The sequence below is a fragment of the Olivibacter sp. CPCC 100613 genome (genome assembly GCF_036959255.1).
Classification (GTDB): Bacteria; Bacteroidota; Bacteroidia; order Sphingobacteriales; family Sphingobacteriaceae; genus Olivibacter.
The window spans coordinates 1377880-1398736 of sequence record NZ_JAWMTI010000001.1 but is presented as its reverse complement, the minus strand read 5'-3'; the positions used below and the strand labels follow the sequence as shown (position 1 = coordinate 1398736).

Annotated in this window: 14 protein-coding genes; 5 read left to right on the top strand and 9 right to left on the bottom strand. The window is 42.2% G+C overall.

Going from position 1 to position 20857, the window contains the following annotated elements:
* Positions 1-52 precede the first annotated feature (52 nt).
* The 3 genes from RYH73_RS05625 (at position 53) to RYH73_RS05615 (ending at position 5656) form a co-directional block, all read left to right on the top strand.
* Entirely contained in the window at positions 53-3223 is a 3171-nt protein-coding gene (locus tag RYH73_RS05625) for an efflux RND transporter permease subunit (RefSeq protein ID WP_335312425.1), read from the top strand.
* Positions 3224-3390: 167 nt separating this feature from the next.
* Positions 3391-3702, top strand: coding sequence for a DUF3817 domain-containing protein (locus RYH73_RS05620; RefSeq protein ID WP_335312424.1), 312 nt, complete (start codon positions 3391-3393; stop codon positions 3700-3702).
* 19 nt (positions 3703-3721) lie between these two features.
* The gene (locus tag RYH73_RS05615) at positions 3722-5656 is read left to right on the top strand and encodes an LTA synthase family protein (RefSeq protein ID WP_335312423.1); all 1935 of its coding nucleotides are present in this window, start codon (positions 3722-3724) and stop codon (positions 5654-5656) included.
* 27 nt (positions 5657-5683) lie between these two features.
* On the opposite strand, the gene RYH73_RS05610 is transcribed toward RYH73_RS05615, so the two are convergent.
* From RYH73_RS05610 to RYH73_RS05590, 5 genes are all read right to left on the bottom strand, one after another.
* Complete coding sequence (locus RYH73_RS05610) at positions 5684-7555, bottom strand: LTA synthase family protein (protein ID WP_335312422.1); 1872 nt, start codon at positions 7553-7555, stop codon at positions 5684-5686.
* Between the two features lie 18 nt (positions 7556-7573).
* Positions 7574-7963 carry an acyl-CoA thioesterase gene (locus RYH73_RS05605; RefSeq protein ID WP_335312421.1) on the bottom strand — a complete coding sequence of 130 codons (390 nt, stop codon included), beginning with the start codon at positions 7961-7963 and terminating at the stop codon, positions 7574-7576.
* A gap of 118 nt (positions 7964-8081) precedes the next feature.
* Positions 8082-9485, bottom strand: a complete 1404-nt coding sequence (gene lpdA / locus RYH73_RS05600; protein ID WP_335312420.1) for a dihydrolipoyl dehydrogenase — start codon at positions 9483-9485, stop codon at positions 8082-8084.
* A gap of 301 nt (positions 9486-9786) precedes the next feature.
* Positions 9787-10332 (bottom strand): plastocyanin/azurin family copper-binding protein, encoded by a 546-nt coding sequence (locus tag RYH73_RS05595; RefSeq protein WP_335312419.1) that lies wholly within the window; start codon positions 10330-10332, stop codon positions 9787-9789.
* Between the two features lie 153 nt (positions 10333-10485).
* Positions 10486-11655 (bottom strand): hypothetical protein, encoded by a 1170-nt coding sequence (locus RYH73_RS05590; protein ID WP_335312418.1) that lies wholly within the window; start codon positions 11653-11655, stop codon positions 10486-10488.
* A 327-nt stretch (positions 11656-11982) separates the two neighbouring features.
* On the opposite strand from RYH73_RS05590, the gene RYH73_RS05585 reads away from it, so the two are divergent.
* Positions 11983-12705, top strand: a complete 723-nt coding sequence (locus tag RYH73_RS05585) for a head GIN domain-containing protein (RefSeq protein ID WP_335312417.1) — start codon at positions 11983-11985, stop codon at positions 12703-12705.
* 60 nt (positions 12706-12765) lie between these two features.
* Here the strand turns inward: RYH73_RS05585 and RYH73_RS05580 are convergent, their stop codons facing one another.
* From RYH73_RS05580 to RYH73_RS05565, 4 genes are all read right to left on the bottom strand, one after another.
* Positions 12766-13761, bottom strand: a complete 996-nt coding sequence (locus RYH73_RS05580; protein ID WP_335312416.1) for a hypothetical protein — start codon at positions 13759-13761, stop codon at positions 12766-12768.
* A gap of 170 nt (positions 13762-13931) precedes the next feature.
* Positions 13932-15494, bottom strand: a complete 1563-nt coding sequence (gene odhB / locus RYH73_RS05575) for a 2-oxoglutarate dehydrogenase complex dihydrolipoyllysine-residue succinyltransferase (RefSeq protein WP_335312415.1) — start codon at positions 15492-15494, stop codon at positions 13932-13934.
* Positions 15495-15505: 11 nt separating this feature from the next.
* Positions 15506-18319, bottom strand: coding sequence for a 2-oxoglutarate dehydrogenase E1 component (locus RYH73_RS05570; RefSeq protein ID WP_335312414.1), 2814 nt, complete (start codon positions 18317-18319; stop codon positions 15506-15508).
* A gap of 154 nt (positions 18320-18473) precedes the next feature.
* Positions 18474-19775: a DASH family cryptochrome gene (locus tag RYH73_RS05565; RefSeq protein WP_335312413.1), complete on the bottom strand. Its 1302-nt coding sequence runs from the start codon at positions 19773-19775 to the stop codon at positions 18474-18476.
* 215 nt (positions 19776-19990) lie between these two features.
* Here RYH73_RS05565 and RYH73_RS05560 point away from each other — a divergent pair, with 215 nt between their 5' ends.
* Positions 19991-20857 (top strand): hypothetical protein, encoded by an 867-nt coding sequence (locus tag RYH73_RS05560; protein ID WP_335312412.1) that lies wholly within the window; start codon positions 19991-19993, stop codon positions 20855-20857.

Here is a 20857-nt window from a genome sequence, read left to right as displayed (position 1 = left end):
CAGCATGAATGCCTTTAGAATTAGACACTAAATGAATAAATAAAATATTCGAATGAAAGTTGCTGAAATATCCATAAAGCGTCCATCCATCGTTATCGTTGTCTTTACTGCGCTAACCTTATTGGGGATCATTAGTTACCTGTCATTGAATTATGAGATGCTCCCAAAATTCAACCCGGGAGTCGTTTCTATTTCAACGATTTACCCCGGTGCTTCTCCAAATGAGGTAGAGAATACCGTTACAAAAAAGTTAGAAGACGCTGTATCGTCCATGGAGAATATTAAAAAACTGGAAGCAACTTCCTTCGAAGGGCTTTCGGTGATTACCATCACCCTGACAAGCGAAGCGGATGTCGATTATGCGATCAATGATGCACAACGTAAGGTAAACGCCGTATTATCGGATTTACCGGATGATGCCGAAACACCATCACTGGCGAAATTTTCACTTGATGATCTCCCCATCATTACCTTATCGGCTACCGCTAATATGGATGATGCACAATTTTTTGACCTAATTGACAAACGTATTCAGCCAATTGTTTCTCGTGTAAATGGAGTCGCACAAGTGAATTTAATTGGGGGGCAGGAACGCGAAATTCAGGTAAATTTAAATGCGGCGAAATTGGAGGCCTACGGTCTATCCGCACTGGACGTCCAACAGGTGATTCTTAATTCCAATTTGGATTTCCCAACGGGTAGCGTAAAAACGAAAAATCAGGATATCCTAATCCGCTTGGCCGGTAAATATAAATCGGTTACTGAGTTACGGAATCTGGTGGTCAGTACGGCAGATGACGGTGCGCAAATACGTTTGATGGATTTAGCAGACGTGCAAGATACGCAGGAAGACGCTGAAAAAATAGCGCGACTAAATCGAAGCGGTTCTATCATATTACAAATTATTAAGACCTCCGATGCCAATGCGGTAAAAGTGAGCGAAGGTGTAAAAGCAATTGTGGAGCGTTTAACGGCAGATTATCAAAAGGAAAACCTTCAGGTGGTGATCGCAAATGATACCTCTGACTATACGCTTGAATCCGCAGACGCAGTGGTACACGATTTATTTTTAGCGGTTATTCTCGTTGCCGTTGTAATGTTATTTTTCTTGCATAGCTTACGAAATGCGGTCATTGTCATGGTCGCTATACCTGCCTCGCTTGTTGCTACCTTTATTGGAATTTATCTTTTCGGTTTCACGTTAAACCTGATGTCCTTACTTGGTCTATCACTCGTGGTTGGTATTTTGGTAGACGATGCCATTGTTGTTATTGAAAATATTTACCGACATATGGAGATGGGGAAAAATAAAGTGCGGGCTTCTTATGATGCAACCAAGGAAATTGGTTTTACCGTCGTGTCCATTACCATGGTAATTGTAGTGGTATTCCTTCCCATTTCGGTAAGTACGGGGTTGGTGTCTGATATTCTGCGAGAGTTTTGTGTGGTGGTCATGATCTCTACGCTTTTGAGTCTATTAGCGTCCTTCTCCATTGTACCATTACTCACTTCGCGATTTGGAAAACTTGAACGCGTGTCAAACAGTAATTTCATCGGAAGATTTATACTTTGGTTTGAACAACAGTTACATCGCTTCACCAACTGGGTTACCGGTATATTAAATTGGGCGTTGGATCATAAAGCCATTACACTTGTAACGGTGTCCCTCCTATTGGTTTCGTCATGTGGATTGACTTTCGGTGGTTTTATAGGCGCAGAATTCTTTGCCCAGAGTGATCGGGGAGAGTTCTTAGTTCAGATTGAATTACCAAAAGATGCATCCCTCGAGCTAACCAATCAGGTCACGCGGAAAGCGGAAGATTTCTTAAGTAAAAAGAAGGAGATTGTCTCGTTGATCACCACGGTTGGTCAATCGAGTGACAATCTTGGCGCGGATCAGTCGACTGCCTACAAAGCAGAAATTACCGTCAAGCTCACCCCAAAGGAAGAGCGCGATGAGTCGTCCGACATCTATGCGGCAAAACTCAAGGGAGAAATTCAGAAGTTATTGGTAGGAGCGAAAGTGAAAACTGTACCGATTGACATTTTAGGAGCAGCTCAACAAGCACCCATTGAAATGGTCGTTACCGGTCCTGATTTAGATAGCGTATTGGCGTACGCGGAAAAAGCAAGAGGCCTTTTGGCGAAAGTTCCCGGCGCTGCTGAAACAAAGCTTTCAGTGGAAAGTGGAAACCCTGAAATCACGGTAGAAGTAGACCGCGATAAGATGACAGCACTAGGCCTGTCGCTACAAACGGTGGGAGGTACCATGCAAACTGCCTTTAACGGCAATACAGACGGAAAATTCAGGCAGGGGGAATACGAGTATGATATCAATATCCGCTTTGAAGACTATGATCGTAAGAATATTGATGATGTTAAAAATCTCTATTTCGCCAATAAAGATGGTAAATTGATTAAATTATCGCAGTTTGCGGATGTAAAAGAAGGATCCGGTCCCAGTCAGCTCGAACGTCGCGACAAAAGTACATCCGTTAAAGTGCAATCACAAGCGGTAGGTCGTCCATCGGGTACAGTTATCCAAGAGTTCGAGGAAAAACTGGCCGGCATTCCAAAACCAACGGGTGTCGGTTATGTTTGGGGTGGAGATATGGAGAATCAATCGGAAGGTTTTGGAACTTTGGGTGTTGCCTTAATGGTTTCTATTGTATTGGTATACCTCATTATGGTCGCTTTATATGATAGCTTTGTTTACCCATTTGTGGTGATGTTCTCCATCCCATTATCCGTTATAGGGGCGCTGCTTGCCTTAGCACTAACGAATAACTCGTTGAACATCTTTACGATCCTGGGCTTGATCATGCTGATCGGACTGGTAGCAAAGAATGCGATCATTCTGGTGGATTTTACCAATCAAATGAAAGCGGAGGGACACAGTACACGGCAAGCCCTCATTCATGCAAACCACGCACGTTTACGCCCGATCCTTATGACAACCATTGCGATGGTCATCGGGATGATGCCCATCGCCTTAGCGTCGAGTGCGGGTTCTGAGTGGAAAAATGGTCTTGCTTGGGTGATTATCGGAGGATTGATCAGCTCGCTCTTCTTAACACTGATCATCGTACCGGTTGTATATCAAGTGGTGGACAACATCTTACATCGCTTCGGATGGGATAAAAAAGGCACTCCAATCGAGGAGCTCATGGTAGCAGAATATGAGCACAAAGAGGTCAAAGAATATGAAAGCCACCACGGCTAATTCTATTGATTAGTCCATTGGCTAATAGCCAATGGACTAATCAATAGAATTATGCAACGTACAATCGCCATTGCCGTCATAAATAAGTCAAACCTTACTAAATAATTAAAAATCAATCGATACATCCCTACATTTGCTGAACTTAACAAAAAATTAACCCGCATATAATGTCAGCAAATACAGTAATCAATAAAAGTACCGTCCGCCGATTTCGCAAGATCGCTTTGTTGGAAGGGATTTCCTTTATCTTATTGGTATTTATTGCGATGCCTCTCAAATATTGGGCAGACTTTCCGCTGGCAGTAAAATATGTTGGTTGGGTACATGGTGTGCTTTTTATTGCTTATGTATTTTCTCTTATTCAGTGCTGGACAGAATATAGTTGGAAGTTTGGACGGGTTATTCTGTTTTTCTTCGCCTCCCTCCTGCCTTTTGCACCCTTTGTTGTAGAAAAAAGGTTGAAGACGGAAGCAAACTAATTATATACCTATAATAAACATGAAGGTCAGATCAGTTAAAATGCCCATCTACGGGGCGTTGATAGCTAGGTTTATCTTGCTATTAGTACTATATAGTTTATTGCGACTTGGCTTTTACTTGGGGAATCGGGCATTATTTCCAAACATGGCGCCTCAGCAACTTTTTAGTATTTTTCTGGGCGGCATTAAATTCGATCTATCGGCGCTACTCTATATCAACATCCTGTATATCCTTCTCCAAATTCTACCCTTTCCCTTCCGGCATCATGCACTTTATCAAAAAATTGCCAAGGGTCTGTTTATTCTTACCAATAGCATCGGAATTGCCGCCAACATCATTGATATTGCTTATTATAAGTTTACCCTTAAACGTACGACAGGTACTGTGTTCAGCCAATTTATCAATGAACAGAATAAACTAAAGCTGACCGTCGATTTTCTGCTCGACTATTGGTACCTTCTTTTCGTGTTGATTTTCCTGGTCTATTTAATGGCGCGCCTTTATAACGGTATTGACTTGAAGAATCCAAAGAAACCGAGCATTCGTTACTACCTTGGTCACACTATTTTATGCTTCGCTTTTGCTTGGTTGGCGGTGGTAGGCATGCGTGGCGGATGGCGGCACAGTACCCGTCCGATAACACTGAGCAATGCAGGTGACTATGTGCAATCGCCTAATCAAATGAGCATTGTATTAAATACCCCCTTTGCAATTATACGTACCTTAAAGGCAGTCAACCTTAAACCGGTTCACTATTATGACGATGCAACACTTCAAAGCATCTATAATCCGATTCATTTACCAAGTGATACAGCAGCTTTTAAACCGCTAAATGTTGTTTTTTTAATTATTGAAAGTCTAGGAAAAGAACATATAGGGGCATTAAATCGAGATTTGGCCAAGGGAACTTACAAAGGCTATACGCCCTTTATTGATTCACTCGTAGAAAACGGTTATACTTTTACCCATACCTACGCCAACGGAAGAAAATCAATAGACGCGCTTCCTTCGATCATTTCCGGAATCCCCTCGATTAAAGAACCTTTTGTGCTTTCTACTTATTCAGGAAATAAAACAACCAGCATGGCAAAATTGCTGGCCGACAAAGGTTATGAAACGGCTTTTTTTCACGGCGCTCCCAACGGCTCCATGGGTTTTTCGGCTTATACAAAACTTGCAGGGATACAACACTATTATGGCAAGACAGAATATAATAATGATGCCGATTTTGATGGGATCTGGGGTATTTGGGATGAGCCTTTTTTGCAATTTATGGCCAAGACCATGAATACATTTCATCCTCCTTTTTTTACCGCCTTTTTTTCCTTGTCGTCCCATCACCCGTTTAAAGTACCTGCCCAATATGTTGGAAAATTTCCCAAAGGGCCCCTCGAGGTACAGGAACCTATGGGCTATACAGACATGGCCCTGAGAAAATTCTTTGAAACTGCTTCAAAGATGCCTTGGTTTAAGCAAACACTTTTTGTGCTTTGCGCCGATCATGCAACCGTTTCCTATTTTCCGGAATATCAGACCATTCCCGGCGCTTTCTCAATCCCGATATTGTTTTATTATCCTGGAGGAAACCTGAGAGGAAAAACGGATAAACTCGTGCAACAAATTGATATTATGCCGAGTGTATTAAGTTATCTACATTATGATAAACCGTATTTCGCCTTTGGATTCAATGCCTTTGCGCCTGAAACAAATAATTTTGTTATTAATAATAACGACGGTACTTTCAGCCTTTATTATGGTGACTACCTCTTGCTTAGTGATGGACAGCTAAGCACGGCTTTGTACAACCTAAAAAAGGATCGCTTGACGAAACATAACATCATGGGGGAGGAACCTGAAATATTGGAAAAAATGGAAACTTACCTAAAAGCTTTCATTCAGCAATATAACAACCGGATGATTCAGGATGATTTAACCTATCATCCTGCAAAATAAATTTTCAGAACACCTGCGCCACTGATTTTAATAAGCCAAATATTGATTATAAACCTCCTGCATATAGGCCTTTCCTTGATGTAGTAAATCTTCTTTACCATGTGGGTACGAATCTAGGTTCTTTTGATAACTCACCACTTTTCCGACATTGTCAAAAGCGACCTGTTCGTGTGCATTAACAGCCCCCCAACCGTCTGACCAGCTAAAAAATCCAAACGGAATGGTACTTGGGTTCAGAAGATCCCGACTCCATGTGTACGCATTGCTCGGGAAACCCAATTGGTGGCATATTGTTGCTGCTAAATCGACCTGACTTCCGATCTTCCGAATACATCTACCACGATAAGCGGGACGCAGTACATCACCATAAAATAATAAGGGAATGTGATAACGATTGGGGCAATTGCTTTCCCATTGCTCCAACGGCAAGCGATGACCATGATCAGCAACGATAATAAAGAGGGTATTTTTATACCATGCTTTTGTTTTTGCTTGTTGCAAATAATCATACAATACTGAGTCGGTATAAAAAGCCGTACTTCTAAAGAGATTGGGCAGATTATCCGTTCCAAAACGGTGCCCCCCCGGTAAATCAAAAGGCTCGTGATTATTCAGCGTCAGCAACGTAGAGAAAAACGGTTGTCTTTCTTGATCGAGGTCCTGCAATTGCTTATGAAAGGTTGCCTGATCGAATACACCCCATTTCGATCGAGCCTCGCGACGAGCGAAGCAAAGCTGATCAACGATTCTCTTACAGCCATGGCTTAACATATAACCTTTAAAATTGTAAAACTCACTTTCTCCGCCGTAATAAAAAGAAGTGTGATAGCCCCTTTCTTTAAAATCCTTCATTAAGGATGGCAGTTCGGATTGTTTTCGGATATTCTTTATAATACTTTTGGAAGATTGAGTGGGAAAAGCACTTAAGATAGCGATCATTCCCTTATCCGTACGATCGCCTGAGGCGTATAGATGATCAAATAACAATCCACCTGCAATCAGTTTTTCCAAATTAGGTGCGACGCCTTTTTCACCACCCAGGGATTGCACCAGATCAGCGGTAAAACTTTCCAATATGATTAAGACCACATTGGGGTTGGATTGATTCAGAATAGCTTCGGATTGATCCATTGTTGATGTAAACAAGGGGGCGATTGCCTGCTTTGCCGCTGTATTTTTCATACTAATATAAGGGTTCCGACGCAATCCATCAGCGTGTAGCATATCATTAACAAAATACCAGGAAACATTGGTGGCGGCATGATTCGGAAAAGCGTTTGTTGCAAAGTATACCATGGAGGGGTTTAAGGGTGTCAGACCCCAGCCTCCCCGTATCAGCAAAAAAACAACCGACAAAAGCCCCACGGAAGTAAAGACCTTTTTATACCACTTACTCACAGGAACAAAGGTACATTGGTATATCTTCATCCATTTAGCTAAATAGATTCCGACGCAGCTTAAGCTTAACAGTAGGAATAGGGATAAAAAAATAGGAGATGACGCTGCGGAGGCGATGGCCAAGCGAGGTGAATCAAGAAATAAATCCACTGCTTTATAAGAAATCAAGGTGTCCCATTCCCGATAAATGTTAACATTAATAATACTGATCAGTGAACAAGCGATTACAACACTCCAAATATATAAACGGGACAGCCGATACGAGATTTGCAGCTGACCGATCCAGATTCGCGCAATGAATACGACAGCGGGTATAGCACTGATATAAGCAGCCATGGAAGCATCCATACGCATGCCATAGGCAAATATTTTCAGGATCTCCGCCCAAGATAATAGATGGAGTTGTTCATGAAAATAGGCTAAAAAAAGGGCCCGACAGAGTATAGCAAAAAACATCCAGAAGGCGAAATATCGCCATAGGATGTTAAACAGTTTATTCATGAAAAATATAAAATCTTCCTAAGGTTTATCGCCGGCAAAAGCGTAAGTAATTTCGGTCTTTCCGTGTGAAACCGGATTTCCATCTTCATCAAGATTTACAAATACTAACTTATCAATGGTGAGGATGCTTTTCCTTGTAATTTTGTTTCTTACTTCACAAGTGAGCGTAATCGAGGTATTACCAAAGTGGGTAGCCTGAATACCCAATTCAATAATATCCCCTGCTCTTGCAGAGCTTACAAAGTTAATTTCCGAAATAAATTTCGTGACAATTTTGGAGTTTCCCAACTGCACAATGGCATAAATAACAGCCTCTTCGTCAATCCAACGTAACAACGTTCCTCCGAACAAGGTTCCATTAGGATTTAAATCTTCGGGTTTTACCCATTTCCGTGTATGAAAATTCATGTATTAAAGGTATAAGGGAGAGGTATAAGGCATAAAGTGTAAGGTACAAGGAGATCAACGGTCTTAAACTAGATAACCTTAATCTTCATAAGCCCTGCACCCTAGGCCTTAAACCACACTAAATATGGATTGCTCTATTTCCCGTTGCCGCCAAAGCTGCTTCTTTAAATGATTCAGTAAAGGTTGGATGCGCATGACAAATACGCGCTATATCCTCGGCAGAAGCACGGTACTCCATACCAACAACTGCTTCAGCAATCATATCAGCCACGCGTGGCCCGATCATATGTACGCCTAATATCTCATCGGTATCGGCATCTGCCAGCACCTTGACAAAACCTTCGGTATCCATGCTAGCACGGGCTCTTCCACTTGCTTTAAAAGGAAACGAACCGGCTTTATATTTTACACCATCATTCTTCAATTGCTCTTCTGTTGCACCTACGCTTGCAACTTCCGGCCAAGTGTACACGACTCCCGGAATGAGGTTATAATTAATATGTGGTTTTTGTCCGGCAATGAACTCAGCGACATAAACACCTTCCTCCTCTGCCTTGTGCGCCAGCATTGCACCGCGAATTACATCTCCGATTGCGTAGATACCTGCCACCGGTGTTTCCATGTGTTCGTTCACCGGGACTTTTTTTCCACGTTCTTCCAATTTGATCCCTACAGCCTCCAAATTCAAACCCTCTGTATAAGCTGTACGTCCCACGGCAACGAGGCAATAATCCCCTTCTACTTTTACCGGATTTCCTTTGGCATCTTCGGCAGTAACCGTGACGGTTTTTCCTTTTACCGTAGCTCCGGTTACTTTATGACTTAATAAAAATTCGAAACCTAAATTTTTCAACGATTTCTGTAATTCTTTTCCTAATCCTTTATCCATGGTAGGAATAATGGAGTCCAGGTATTCAATTACTGTAACCTTTGCTCCCAAACGGGCATATACCGAACCTAATTCTAAGCCGATAACGCCGCCACCGATCAATACTAAGTGTTTTGGTACCTCCGTTAAATTGAGCGCTTCTGTTGAGGTAATGATTCGTTTTTTGTCAATCGTAAGAAAGGGCAAGGATGCCGGTTTAGACCCTGTCGCAATAATCACATTTTTAGTGGTTATTTCTTCGGTAGATTGATCCTCTTTGGTAATTTTAATGGTATTCTTGTCAACAAAAGAGCCAAGTCCTTGATAGGTGGTTATTTTATTCTTTTTCATGAGGAACGTAATTCCCCCTGTTGTTTGTTCTACTACCCCATCCTTACGCTTGATCATTTGCTTTAAGTCAACCTTCAGGTTTGTTAGATTGATCCCGTGTTCGGCAAAATGTTTATTGGCATTGTGGTAGTGTTCGCTCGAATCGAGCAGGGCTTTGGAGGGGATACACCCTACATTTAAGCAGGTACCTCCCAAGGTACTATATTTTTCAATGATGGCTGTTTTTAACCCGAGTTGACCACAACGGATAGCGGCTACATAGCCTCCGGGTCCACTACCTATTACTACGACGTCGTATTGCATGGATATAATTTATTTTCTTATCAATTTACAGAAATAATCTCCGATTTTCCACATCGGCTCCCTCTTCAGGCTTGTGGACGAAATCGACACTCAAAGGTATAAATTCTTCAAGTTAATTCCTTATAAAACCGTGAATTGAATAATAAACTTAGCTAAAGTTGACTTTTTAAGGATACGGCCATGCGGGGAAAAATAAGGCTAAACCATTTCGCTTTCATTTGTATAAATCGGCCGGCTTTATAAAGGAAAATCCCTGCATGTATGATACTTGCAGGGATTTTAACTTATTTATGGAGCTTTTTTATTCGGCTACGATTTTTCCTTGCATAGTTCCCCAGTGTCCCGGGAAGCTACAGATAAACTCGTATACACCTGCTTTCGGCAAAGTAAACTCGATTTCATCCGATTGGCCGGGGCCCAACAGTTTCGTGTGCGCAATGATGGAAGAAGCAAATGTAGAGGGGATATACTCATCATCCTTTGCTTTGAAGGCCTCGCCACCGAATGCCGCAACATCTGTTCCTTGATCTAGTACAACGGCGTTATGTCCCATGGATTCGATCGGCTGTTGTCCGACATTTTTCAAGGTAAGTTTTACCTTCTCGCCTGCCTTTACTTTGAATAAATCCTTATCGAATCGCATATCGTCAGAAGCCTGAAGCTCGATATGACTCGTTACCTGCACATTTTCTATACCGGGAACGGTAGTAGCAGCAGGAGTTTCTGCCGATGTACTTGGAGCAGCTGTCTCTTCGTGTTCGTGGGTAGCCTCTTTATTTTCACCTCCTCCACAAGCTGCTAAAAACAATGCCGCCGCTAGAGCCGGCACGATAAATACTTTCTTCATTTCTTTTCTTTTTTGTTTTTCTTATTAGCTAATTACAAACTTATTAATAATTTATCAAAATCCTTTTGCTTCACTTGAAATTGTACTCGTTATTGGTTATCCGTTACCCTTAAACAATCCAATAACTAACAACTAGCAACCGATAACCAAAAACTAAAGAATAGGGTGCCGCTCAAAGGGTTTCGTTCGGTCAAATAAATAACGGTACGTATGATGCGTTTTATAAATGCCAGCGCCTATTTGTTGCGCTAAATTCATCATCTTCGGATTAAAATCGCCGATCCAGTTCATTTGTAATTCTTCGTAGCCGGTTTTAGATTTCCGGTCGATGAATACCCGTGCCGACTCCATCACTAATCCCACCTCAACCCCTCTACGTTGATGTTCCGGTACAATACCAAAAACAATACCAAATAAGGTTTTACAGCGCTTAAACCATTTATTCCATAAAAGGGCGAATAAACCTCGCAATCCGATTTTCCCATTTACATATTTCACAAAAAGTTGGTTCACATCAGGAATACTGATAAAAAAACCAATAGGCTCTCCCTCATAATAAGCAAACCATAACCCAAGTGGATCAACAATCGGCCTTAAATTCTTCATTAACTTGCCGGCTTGTTCTTCGGTCATCTCTCCTACACCGTTGTGGTTCACCCAAGCTTTATTATAGATCAACCGAAACTGTCGGGCAGCGCAACCTAATTCATGTCGCTTCACATGCGCAAAATGATAGCCTTTCATCCCCAGAATACGTTTTGCCTTCGCAGCATATCGATCTTCTATTTTACCCTCCATGAGTCGCCTGTAGGTATACTGTTTAAAATAGGTTTGAAAACCGTAAGCCTCGAAAAGTCGTTGGTAGTAGGGTGGATTATAGTTACTGCAATAGCAGGGTTCCACAAAACCATCCACCAATAAACCCCACCAGCGTTCCCTGCTTCCAAAATTGATCGGTCCATCCATCGCCTCCATTCCCTGCTGCCTCAACCATTCCTTTGCTGTGTCAAACAACATGAAAGCGGCCTCTTGATCATTAATACACTCAAAAAAACCACAGCCCCCGGTGGGTTGCGCATAACTCCCGGCGCTCAGGGTATCAAAAAAAGCAGCAATTCGTCCAATGGCCTTTCCTTTTGTGTCAAACAAAAGCCATCTAGAACAATCACCAATGGTAAACAAGCTATTCTTCTGCGGATTAAATACATTTTCTACATCGCTATTTAACGGTCGTATATAGTTTTTATCAGCAGCATATACAGATAAGGGCATTTCTAGAAAAATTTTAGCGAGTGCAGCAGTATCTACCTTTTTAATTTTCATTCAAATAATTTATTTTTTTTAAATGGCAATAAAGCTTGCATAAATTATTCATTGTCTTCTGTATAGGGTAATTTATGCAGGTTTCATTAGAATAAGTTGTTTTTTCGGAGGCAATCACGCTTGCCTGTCTACCGCAGAGGTAAAAACACACATCACGTAAAACACTTCATTTCGTATACATAAAAGATTCGAAATTTGTTTTTCAACGAATAAAGATAAAAAAAATGCAACGTTTTCCGACTTTATGCGTCTTATTATAAAATCTCGTTGCAACGAGGTCAAACCCTTATAGAATAATAAAACAACAGCTATAAAACAATTATCTAAATGAAGAGGTTATTCGGATCACTGGGATGGTTGGCAGTATTACTGCCTTTCATGTGCATGGGTATTGCACATGCAACGCTATTAAATAAGCTCGATGAGGAAAGTCGGGACGTTCGCGATTTTAACAGCATCCAAAATAACGGTAGTTTTCATGTGTTCGTGAAAATGGGAAATACCGAATCGCTCAAATTAGAAGGCGATCCGGAAATTTTGCAAAACGTGGAGACGGTCGTTGAACAGGGGACACTTAAAATTCGCATGAAGAAAAACCTCAATTGGTTTTCCATGAATAAAGGTCATGTATCCGTCTATATCACCGCCAAGCGGCTGGTTGGTTTATCACAGAGTGGATCAGGTAAAATCGAAATTGCTAATCCCATTAACTCGCCCTCACTCGACATGAAGGTAAGCGGTTCGGGGAATATTTCCTGTACGGCAAAAGTAGACGATTTTTCCGCTAATATAAGTGGTTCCGGACAAATTGATATAGAAGGTTCAACCGACAGCAATGATATTCGGATCAGCGGTTCTGGAAAATTTAATGGTGCAAAATTAACAGCTAACAGTACAAATGTTAACATCAGTGGATCAGGCGATGCCTACGTTTTTACAAACCAGGAATTAAACGCCAAAATCAGCGGTTCCGGCTCTGTCCACTATGGGGGGAGTGTAAAAAGCGTAAATGCCAGCACTTCCGGATCAGGCAAAGTAAGAAGGCTGTAAGGGATGAGGTCTACGATCAACCGTTTCCCTACCCAACTAGTTAAACTATTTCCTACTTAACTAGTTAAACTTCAAAGCTTTTCCAAAGTTATAGCGGAGTTGGATCATCTGTTGATTGCTTATCTCGCCCGGGGTAAAATGCAGACTCAACATAAAGAAACCTTCTATATTCCCTTTTCTAAAAGGTCGCCAGCCGAGATCCAAACGATCGTAACTGTCTTTTGTATAAAATCGGTCGCCAAAAAGAATATCGTGTGCTTGCCCTTTATAAAAGGTATTATGAATAAACCACGATTTATATCCGGCATGCACATCTGCAATAAACCCTTTTGGAGTTCGCGTATCATACTCTCCCCTTATACGATCCAACGATCCAAGTCCACCTGCCGCAATGGTCAGCGAGTCCAACACCCACCGATCACTCAAATCAGCTCCTACCTGTAAAAGCGCCACCATATTATCCCGTACGGGAAATTCACCGGTAGACGTATTCGCCGTATGAAGCATAGTGAGGTAATGCGAGAAGAAAAATATACCTGTTGTTACTTTACCTGACAAGCCAACCATAAATTGTTCCCGTTTTTCGGAGGTTTGTCGACTGGTCCAATCAACCCATATCTGTTGGTGGAACCCTTCTTTTTTATAGCGAAAAAAGAGACCTTCTACATTAGGTCGGTAATATTGGAGGGTATCATTCAACACTGCCCGCGGATAATCACCAAGCAATTCCAAACGAGGGAAAGCCCCGATATAAAAGGAAAGTCCTTGATTTTCATAATTATAATAGACGATGGGGTTCACTTTTTCACGAAAGGGTTCCGCCCCGAATTCCTGTAAAAAATTGACGCCAAAACGTATGCGGTGTGTGCTGTCAAGACGCAGCCCCACTTCGGGAGCAAAGCGCATACCCAAAATAGATTGCGAATGGAGCTTCGCATTTAAATATTCACGGTTATCGGCAAAGCCGAACGCTTTTATTTGCCATTCAAATTCTTGTTGTCCCTTCGAAACAAAAAACGAGAGACAGCATACGGTAATTAGTAGTAATTTTCTCATAAGTTCTAAACGATGTCTTAACCCAATAGATTATGACATTTATATTGATCTTGGTAAGATCATATGCTATCCTGAAATCCTTCGTAAATCCCGGCATGTTGCGGAATAGGTACCTTAGAAAAAAAGCGGTTGAATACATTCCAACCGCTTTTTTGAAGATAAGCTTCTATTTAAATACCTAATAACAATCGAGCAGGATCCTCCAATAACTCCTTCACTCGAACAAGGAAGCTGACAGATTCCCGTCCATCAACGATACGGTGATCATAGGACAGAGCTACATACATCATAGGACGAATCACAACCTCCCCATTAATCGCCACCGGACGCTCTACAATATTATGCATACCCAAAATAGCCGATTGAGGCGCGTTGATAATTGGCGTTGACATCATGGAACCGAATACCCCTCCGTTCGTAATCGTAAAGGTACCACCGGTCATTTCATCAATTGTCAACTTATTATCTCTTGCTTTCAACGCCAAGTCGCGAACTGCTTTTTCAATCTCCTCTAGCGTCATTGACTCTGCATTGCGGATCACCGGCACCACTAAACCTTTCGGAGCTGAAACCGCGATCGAGATGTCTGCGAAATTGCTATAGACAATTTCGTTATCATCAATGCGCGCATTCACAGCAGGCCATTCCGCTAATGCTGTGGTAACCGCCTTGGTGAAGAAAGACATAAAGCCTAAACCTACCCCATATTTATCTTTAAATTTATCTTTGTACTTTGCACGTAAATCCATGATTGGCTTCATGTCCACCTCATTAAAGGTCGTTAACATCGCCGTTTCGTTTTTGACCGAAACCAATCGTTTTGCGATCGTCTTACGTAATGAAGACATTTTCTCTCTGCGCTCATCTCGTGAACCCGCAACCGCTTTAGGGGTTGTAGCCGGTGCTTCTGCTTTCTGCGCAGGCGCAGCAGCTATCGGTTTTGACTCGACCGCCTTCTTTTCCGCCTTTAATGCATCTTCTTTTGTAATACGCCCGTCTTTACCGGTTCCCTTAATCGTGCTTGGATCAATTCCCTTTTCCTTTAAAATCTTAGCCGCAGCCGGCGAGGGTGTTCCCGCAGCATAATTTTGCTCCTTTTCTGCTTCCTCATCACTTGCAGCAGCAGAAGGCGTAGCCACACTGCTTGCGGCAGCTGTTGCAGCAACCTTGCCTGACGGAATAATTTTACAAACCACCGCACCGATAGCCAAGGTATCTCCCTCTTGGGCGATAATCTGCAAGGTTCCTGCAACCTCCGCAGGAAGCTCAAAAGTAGCCTTGTCCGACTCCAGTTCCGCCAAATCTTCATCCATTGCTACGAAATCACCGTCTTTCTTCAACCACTGTGATAACGTAACCTCGGTGATCGATTCCCCTACTGTTGGCACTTTAATTTCTACCGGTTCCCCGGCAGCACCGTTATCCTGAGCTGTCGGCTTTGCTTCCGGTACAGCCGTTGCTGTCTTGTTATTTTGTGTGGTACTTGCGCCTTTATTATCTGCCTCTTCAATTGTACATACCACTGCACCAATCTCTAAGGTATCCCCTTCTTTAGCAATAATATGGAGTATCCCGGCCTTTTCAGCCGGTAATTCAAAGGTGGCTTTATCGGACTCCAATTCGGCCAAATTCTCATCCATTTCTACATAGTCCCCATCTTTTTTCAGCCATTGAGATAAGGTAACTTCCGTTATCGACTCGCCTACGGCTGGAACTTTTATTTCTATTGCCATAATTTTTTATGTTAGTCTACTTTTGCTGCTTCTTTAGTTGTCTTTTTTACTTGCTTTTTTGCCTCCGTACCTGCGCTATCATCGGCAAAAGCGCGACTGATCAGCGACAGTTGTTGTGCATTATGTTGTTTCGAATACCCGGTTGCTGTACTACCGCTTTCCTTACGCGAGATAACATCAAGTTCCACACTTGTTTTTCGGTATTTACGGCAAATATGTGGCCAAGCCCCCATGTTTTCAGGTTCTTCCTGTACCCAGTAGAATTTGGTTGCATTCTTATATTTCTGACGAATCGCTCGTATCTTATCGGTAGGTGTTGGATATAACTGCTCCACCCGTATGATAGCTACATCCTTTCGCTTGTCATCTTGCTGCTTCTGCAATAAATCGAAGTACACCTTTCCGGTACAGAAAAGCACCCGCTTTACATCGGCAGTTTTTACATAGCTATCATCGATGATCTCCTGAAACTGTCCGTTTGTAAAGTCTTTCAGTTTACTCACCACCTTCGGATGTCTTAATAAACTTTTCGGTGTAAATACGATCAGCGGCTTTCTGAAGTCACGGTGCAGCTGACGTCTCAGCAAGTGGAAGAAGTTTGCCGGTGTGGTACAATTCGCCACTTGGATGTTATTTTCGGCACAAGCTTCCAAGAAACGCTCAATACGTCCGGAAGAATGCTCGGGGCCCTGGCCTTCATAACCATGAGGCAATAACATCACTAAGCCATTCGAGCGCTTCCATTTAGTTTCGGCACTCACTAAATATTGGTCAACAATAATTTGAGCACCATTAAAGAAATCGCCAAATTGTGCTTCCCAGATCGTCAGGCACTGCGGGTTCGCCAAAGCATAACCATACTCAAAACCTAACACACCATACTCAGAAAGTAAAGAGTTGTAAATATCGAACTTCACATCCCCATTATTAATCGCTTTTAGGGGGATGTATTCTTCTTCCGAATCCTCTAAGGTAATGACTGCATGTCGGTGCGAGAACGTACCGCGTTCCACATCCTGACCGGAAATACGAACACGTGATCCCTCCGCCAAGAGCGTTCCATAAGCCATCAGTTCCCCCATAGCCCAGTCGTACGAATCTTCTTCAATCATATTATAACGTGCTTCGAACAATCGAGCCGTTTTACTGAAGAATTTCTTATCCTTTGGAAGCTGTGTAATCAATTTCGCAATCTCAATAAATTTTTTCTTATCGACTGCTGTATCCGCCGTTTTAAAGATGTCTTCATATTTTGCAGGCTTCAACCCATTCCAGGCACCGGAAAACATAGGATTGGATTCGCTCAGGTTTTCTTCTTCCTTCGATTCGTCCAAGCGTTGCTGTAACAAGGCCTTGAAATCTTTTTCCATCTCTTTCGCCAAGTTCGCATCTACACTTCCCTGCTCCATTAGCTTTTTATTATAGATTTCACGAGGATTCAGATGCGAAGCAATCGCTTTATATAATTTCGGTTGCGTGAATTTCGGTTCATCTGCTTCGTTATGCCCATAACGACGGTAACATAATACATCTATATAAACGTCCGTATGATATCGCTGGCGATACTCTACCGCCATATTAATGGCAAATACCAACGCCTCCACATCGTCTCCGTTTACATGAAAAACGGGCGAAAGGGTTACCTTCGCCAAATCCGTACAATAGGTTGATGAACGTGCATCTTTAAAGTTGGTTGTAAAGCCAATCTGGTTATTGATAACCAGGTGAATGGTTCCTCCCGTTGAATAGCCATCTAATTTGGACATTTGCGCCACTTCATATACAATACCCTGCCCCGCGATAGCCGCATCACCATGAATTAATATAGGCGCAATCTTCAACTTGTCTCCATCGTATTTCATATCGATTTTAGAACGCACCAAGCCTTCTACTACCGGATCAACCGTCTCTAAGTGAGACGGATTTGGACATAAACTCAAATGGACATCTTTACCGGTATTCGTTTTTATATCAGTTGAGAACCCCAGGTGATATTTTACATCTCCACCGAAATCAGGATCTTCGCCTTGCATTGCATAGGTTTTTCCCTCGAACTCAGAGAAAATATCCTTATAGGTTTTTCCCATGATATTGGCCAATACATTCAGTCGTCCACGGTGTGCCATACCGATCACGAATTCCTGGATACCCAGATCAGCACCTTTTTCGATGATCGAATCCAAGGCCGGAATTACAGTTTCAGCACCTTCTAGGGAAAAACGCTTTTGCCCCAAAAACTTGGTGCCCAGAAAATTCTCAAATACAACCGCCTCGTTCAGCTTCTGAAGAATCCTTTTTTTCTTCTCTAGCGGGAAATTAGGCTGGTTACGGGTGCTCTCCATCGATTCGGTCAGCCATTTAACCTTTTCAGGATGTCGGATATAGGTGAATTCTGCACCGATTGATTCACAATAGGTTTCTTCGATGAGTTGGCGGATGTCGCGCAATTTAGCCGGGCCCAAACCCACCTCAACCCCTGCATTGAACACGGTATCCATATCCGCTTCCGACAAACCGAATGTTTCCAGTTCCTTTCCTGGATAATAGGGCCTGCGTTCACGAACAGGGTTTGTTTTTGTAAACAAGTGTCCACGGTCTCGGTAACCGTGAATCATATTTAATACCCTTATTTCTTTCAACGAATGCTCAGAAACGTCACCGCCCTCCACCGGCCGCCCATGGCCGCCTGCTTGCTCGCCAAATTCAAATCCTTCAAAAAATTTCTGCCATCCAAAATCGACCGAATCGGGGTCTTCCTTATACGCTTTGTAGAGCGATTCTACGTAACTTGAGTCTGCGTTACTAAGATATGAAAGTCTGTCCATTTACTTTATAATACGATGTGCTGACAAAGTTATAAAATATCTGACGGAATGCACATTAAATCAAATTTAATTATAACGTTAGCACAAAAATTTGCATCGATAGTTACCGTGCCATGATGTACATTTTTTCTCAACAGGTTAAGCACGGAAATGTTTAAGTTGAATAGGATAATTGGGAGCTGTTCCAGCGTTTCACATATTCTCCCTGCGCATCCAATAAATTTTGTAATTTCCGGATATCTCGAACGCCATTATCCTTTAGGCTGCTGCCGACACCGGCAATGTGCGCCCAGTTGCCATAATTAGATGCCGGATTGTAATCAATCAATTTATCTTCAAAATAGGCAGCCCCCTGTAGGTGACTGATATTCAGATCACTGGTCAAATAATGCGCCACCAGGATTCGGGCAGTATGCGGTATAAACCCAATGGAATTCAGTTGGTGCATGGCGGCATCTACAAAGGGATCGCCCGTTTCTCCTTGTTTCCACCTTTCGAATAACGCTTCCTCCACCAGTTCGTATCTCGGTGGTTCATTAGAGAACCCCTGCTTTAAGAAGAATCGATTGCCATGCTTTTTAAACATAAAGCGAAAATAATCACGCCATAGTAAGCCGGTAATAATCGAAGCCGCTTGCTTCTTCGGTAAGCTTTTATCTTCGTACTTTTTAACGGCATGGTAAACGGTATGCACCGACAAGCAACCCAGGGCTATCCATGGTGACAATATAGTCCCTTCTTCCGAACCGAAAGATTCAGTTAACGATCGATCGCCACCGGCAAGCAAGGCCTCCAAGCGCCTTAACCCTTCTGCTTCACCACCCAAAAAAGGAGATTGATCCGCTAGCCTAACTAAGTCTCCTGAAAAACCGAATGATTCCAACGTAGGGATTTCACTTGTTTCTAAATCCGTAGGAACCTCCACCTTCACCGGTGTTTCTACAGAAGGTCGGATGGTGGTTTCTCTTTCTATTTTTTTCCTGAACGTTGCAAAGGCATCCGGAATATCCTTGATTGGAAAGGGGAGATCCTCTTTATGATATAAAGTGTGACCGATGAAATGACGAAGGTTAAGTCGTTTCTTCCACAGCGCCTCCTCCACAAGTGTAGAAATGTGAGTTTCTTCTTTCGCGACTTCCCGATGGTGATACACCTCCTTTACCTGATAGCGTTCTGCCAAGGTTGGCAGGACTTCCTCAGGATAACCGGAAACAACCAGTAAATCGGCACCTAAAGCACGTAGGGAAAGTCGCAAGTCCTGTACACTTTCCAAAATAAACTTTGCGCGGATAACGCCCGTTTTGTACATTCCGCTTTTTAAAGAAGTATACTGACGGGGATCAAATACGTAAACCGGCACCACCCTGTCTGCCTTAGAAAGCGCTTGCCATAATATTTCATTATCGCGGACGCGTAAGTCATTTCTAAACCAAACAAGGATTGTATCTTTATTCATTCTTAATATAGGAAACTTTTAATCTCAAATATACTGGTTTTTAAATTCATAAAACAAAAATAGCCTAATTCTCCACAAGCTTTTACACCCCGTTAACAAACCTTGTTTAAACACGGTGTTTTTTAATGCTTTCCTCATGAAATACTTATTTCATTTTAAACTAAACAGAAAGAACAATATAATTGTAGTTATAAACGTGACATAGGCCTAGCGAAATGAATACACTAATTACCGGACTGAACAATTACTTGGGAAAGCGGCTGGCATGGCATCTTGCCGATGAGGGGTACAACACATCTTGCTTGGTGCGGAATGAAAGACATTTCCTGGAAACGACCGAAGGACATCCGAATTTATCTGTTATACGCGGCGATTTGGTACGCGAACGTTATACACCGGCGATTGCTGAGCAAGTAGATGTAGCGATCTATCTTAGTCAGGATTCTGCTGAATGGAGCGAACAATATAAAAATCTGGAACTCTTATCCTTGATCAATTTTATTAAGCAAGCAAGAAAAAGCAACAGTCAACAATTGATTTATATTACGCGTTTGCGGACACCTTTTGTCAAAGAAGTACAACAGATTTTAACGGACAGCTATATTTCTTACACTATTGTAAGAATCAGCAATATTATTGGCAAGGAATCCATTTTAATGGAGATGATGAAAAAAATTTCTTCGCGTTTTGTCATCTTTGCGAATAAACGCTTGGTTAAATTACGAGCGCAGCCGATTGCCTTACAGGACTTATTGGCTTACTTAAGCTTTATCGTGCTAAATCCGGCCGCTTTTAATCAGAGCTTTGATATTGGCGGACCTGATATTCTGAGTTATAAAGATATGTTACGCGTTTACATGAAGCAGATACATGTCAATAAGCCCATTATCTCTTTACCGGGTTTTAATAATCGCTTATCAGCCTTTTTTATTAGTCTTACAACAGGCGTGAGTGTTTCTGCCGCACGTGCTTTTGGCGAGAATATTACAGAAGATTTATTGTGCGAAAACAATCACATCCATGATTTGTTTCCTCATGAATGCCTAACATTTGAACAGGCGCTCAAATCAGCACTTGTTTAA

What these genes read in the sequence shown, in the direction of transcription:
- RYH73_RS05625 (WP_335312425.1), top strand. Translation starts at nt 53, where the DNA reads ATGAAAGTTGCTGAAATATCCATAAAGCGTCCATCCATCGTTATCGTT.
- RYH73_RS05620 (WP_335312424.1), top strand. Translation starts at nt 3,391, where the DNA reads ATGTCAGCAAATACAGTAATCAATAAAAGTACCGTCCGCCGATTTCGC.
- RYH73_RS05615 (WP_335312423.1), top strand. Translation starts at nt 3,722, where the DNA reads ATGAAGGTCAGATCAGTTAAAATGCCCATCTACGGGGCGTTGATAGCT.
- RYH73_RS05610 (WP_335312422.1), bottom strand. Translation starts at nt 7,555, where the DNA reads ATGAATAAACTGTTTAACATCCTATGGCGATATTTCGCCTTCTGGATG.
- RYH73_RS05605 (WP_335312421.1), bottom strand. Translation starts at nt 7,963, where the DNA reads ATGAATTTTCATACACGGAAATGGGTAAAACCCGAAGATTTAAATCCT.
- lpdA (WP_335312420.1), bottom strand. Translation starts at nt 9,485, where the DNA reads ATGCAATACGACGTCGTAGTAATAGGTAGTGGACCCGGAGGCTATGTA.
- RYH73_RS05595 (WP_335312419.1), bottom strand. Translation starts at nt 10,332, where the DNA reads ATGAAGAAAGTATTTATCGTGCCGGCTCTAGCGGCGGCATTGTTTTTA.
- RYH73_RS05590 (WP_335312418.1), bottom strand. Translation starts at nt 11,655, where the DNA reads ATGAAAATTAAAAAGGTAGATACTGCTGCACTCGCTAAAATTTTTCTA.
- RYH73_RS05585 (WP_335312417.1), top strand. Translation starts at nt 11,983, where the DNA reads ATGAAGAGGTTATTCGGATCACTGGGATGGTTGGCAGTATTACTGCCT.
- RYH73_RS05580 (WP_335312416.1), bottom strand. Translation starts at nt 13,761, where the DNA reads ATGAGAAAATTACTACTAATTACCGTATGCTGTCTCTCGTTTTTTGTT.
- odhB (WP_335312415.1), bottom strand. Translation starts at nt 15,494, where the DNA reads ATGGCAATAGAAATAAAAGTTCCAGCCGTAGGCGAGTCGATAACGGAA.
- RYH73_RS05570 (WP_335312414.1), bottom strand. Translation starts at nt 18,319, where the DNA reads ATGGACAGACTTTCATATCTTAGTAACGCAGACTCAAGTTACGTAGAA.
- RYH73_RS05565 (WP_335312413.1), bottom strand. Translation starts at nt 19,775, where the DNA reads ATGAATAAAGATACAATCCTTGTTTGGTTTAGAAATGACTTACGCGTC.
- RYH73_RS05560 (WP_335312412.1), top strand. Translation starts at nt 19,991, where the DNA reads ATGAATACACTAATTACCGGACTGAACAATTACTTGGGAAAGCGGCTG.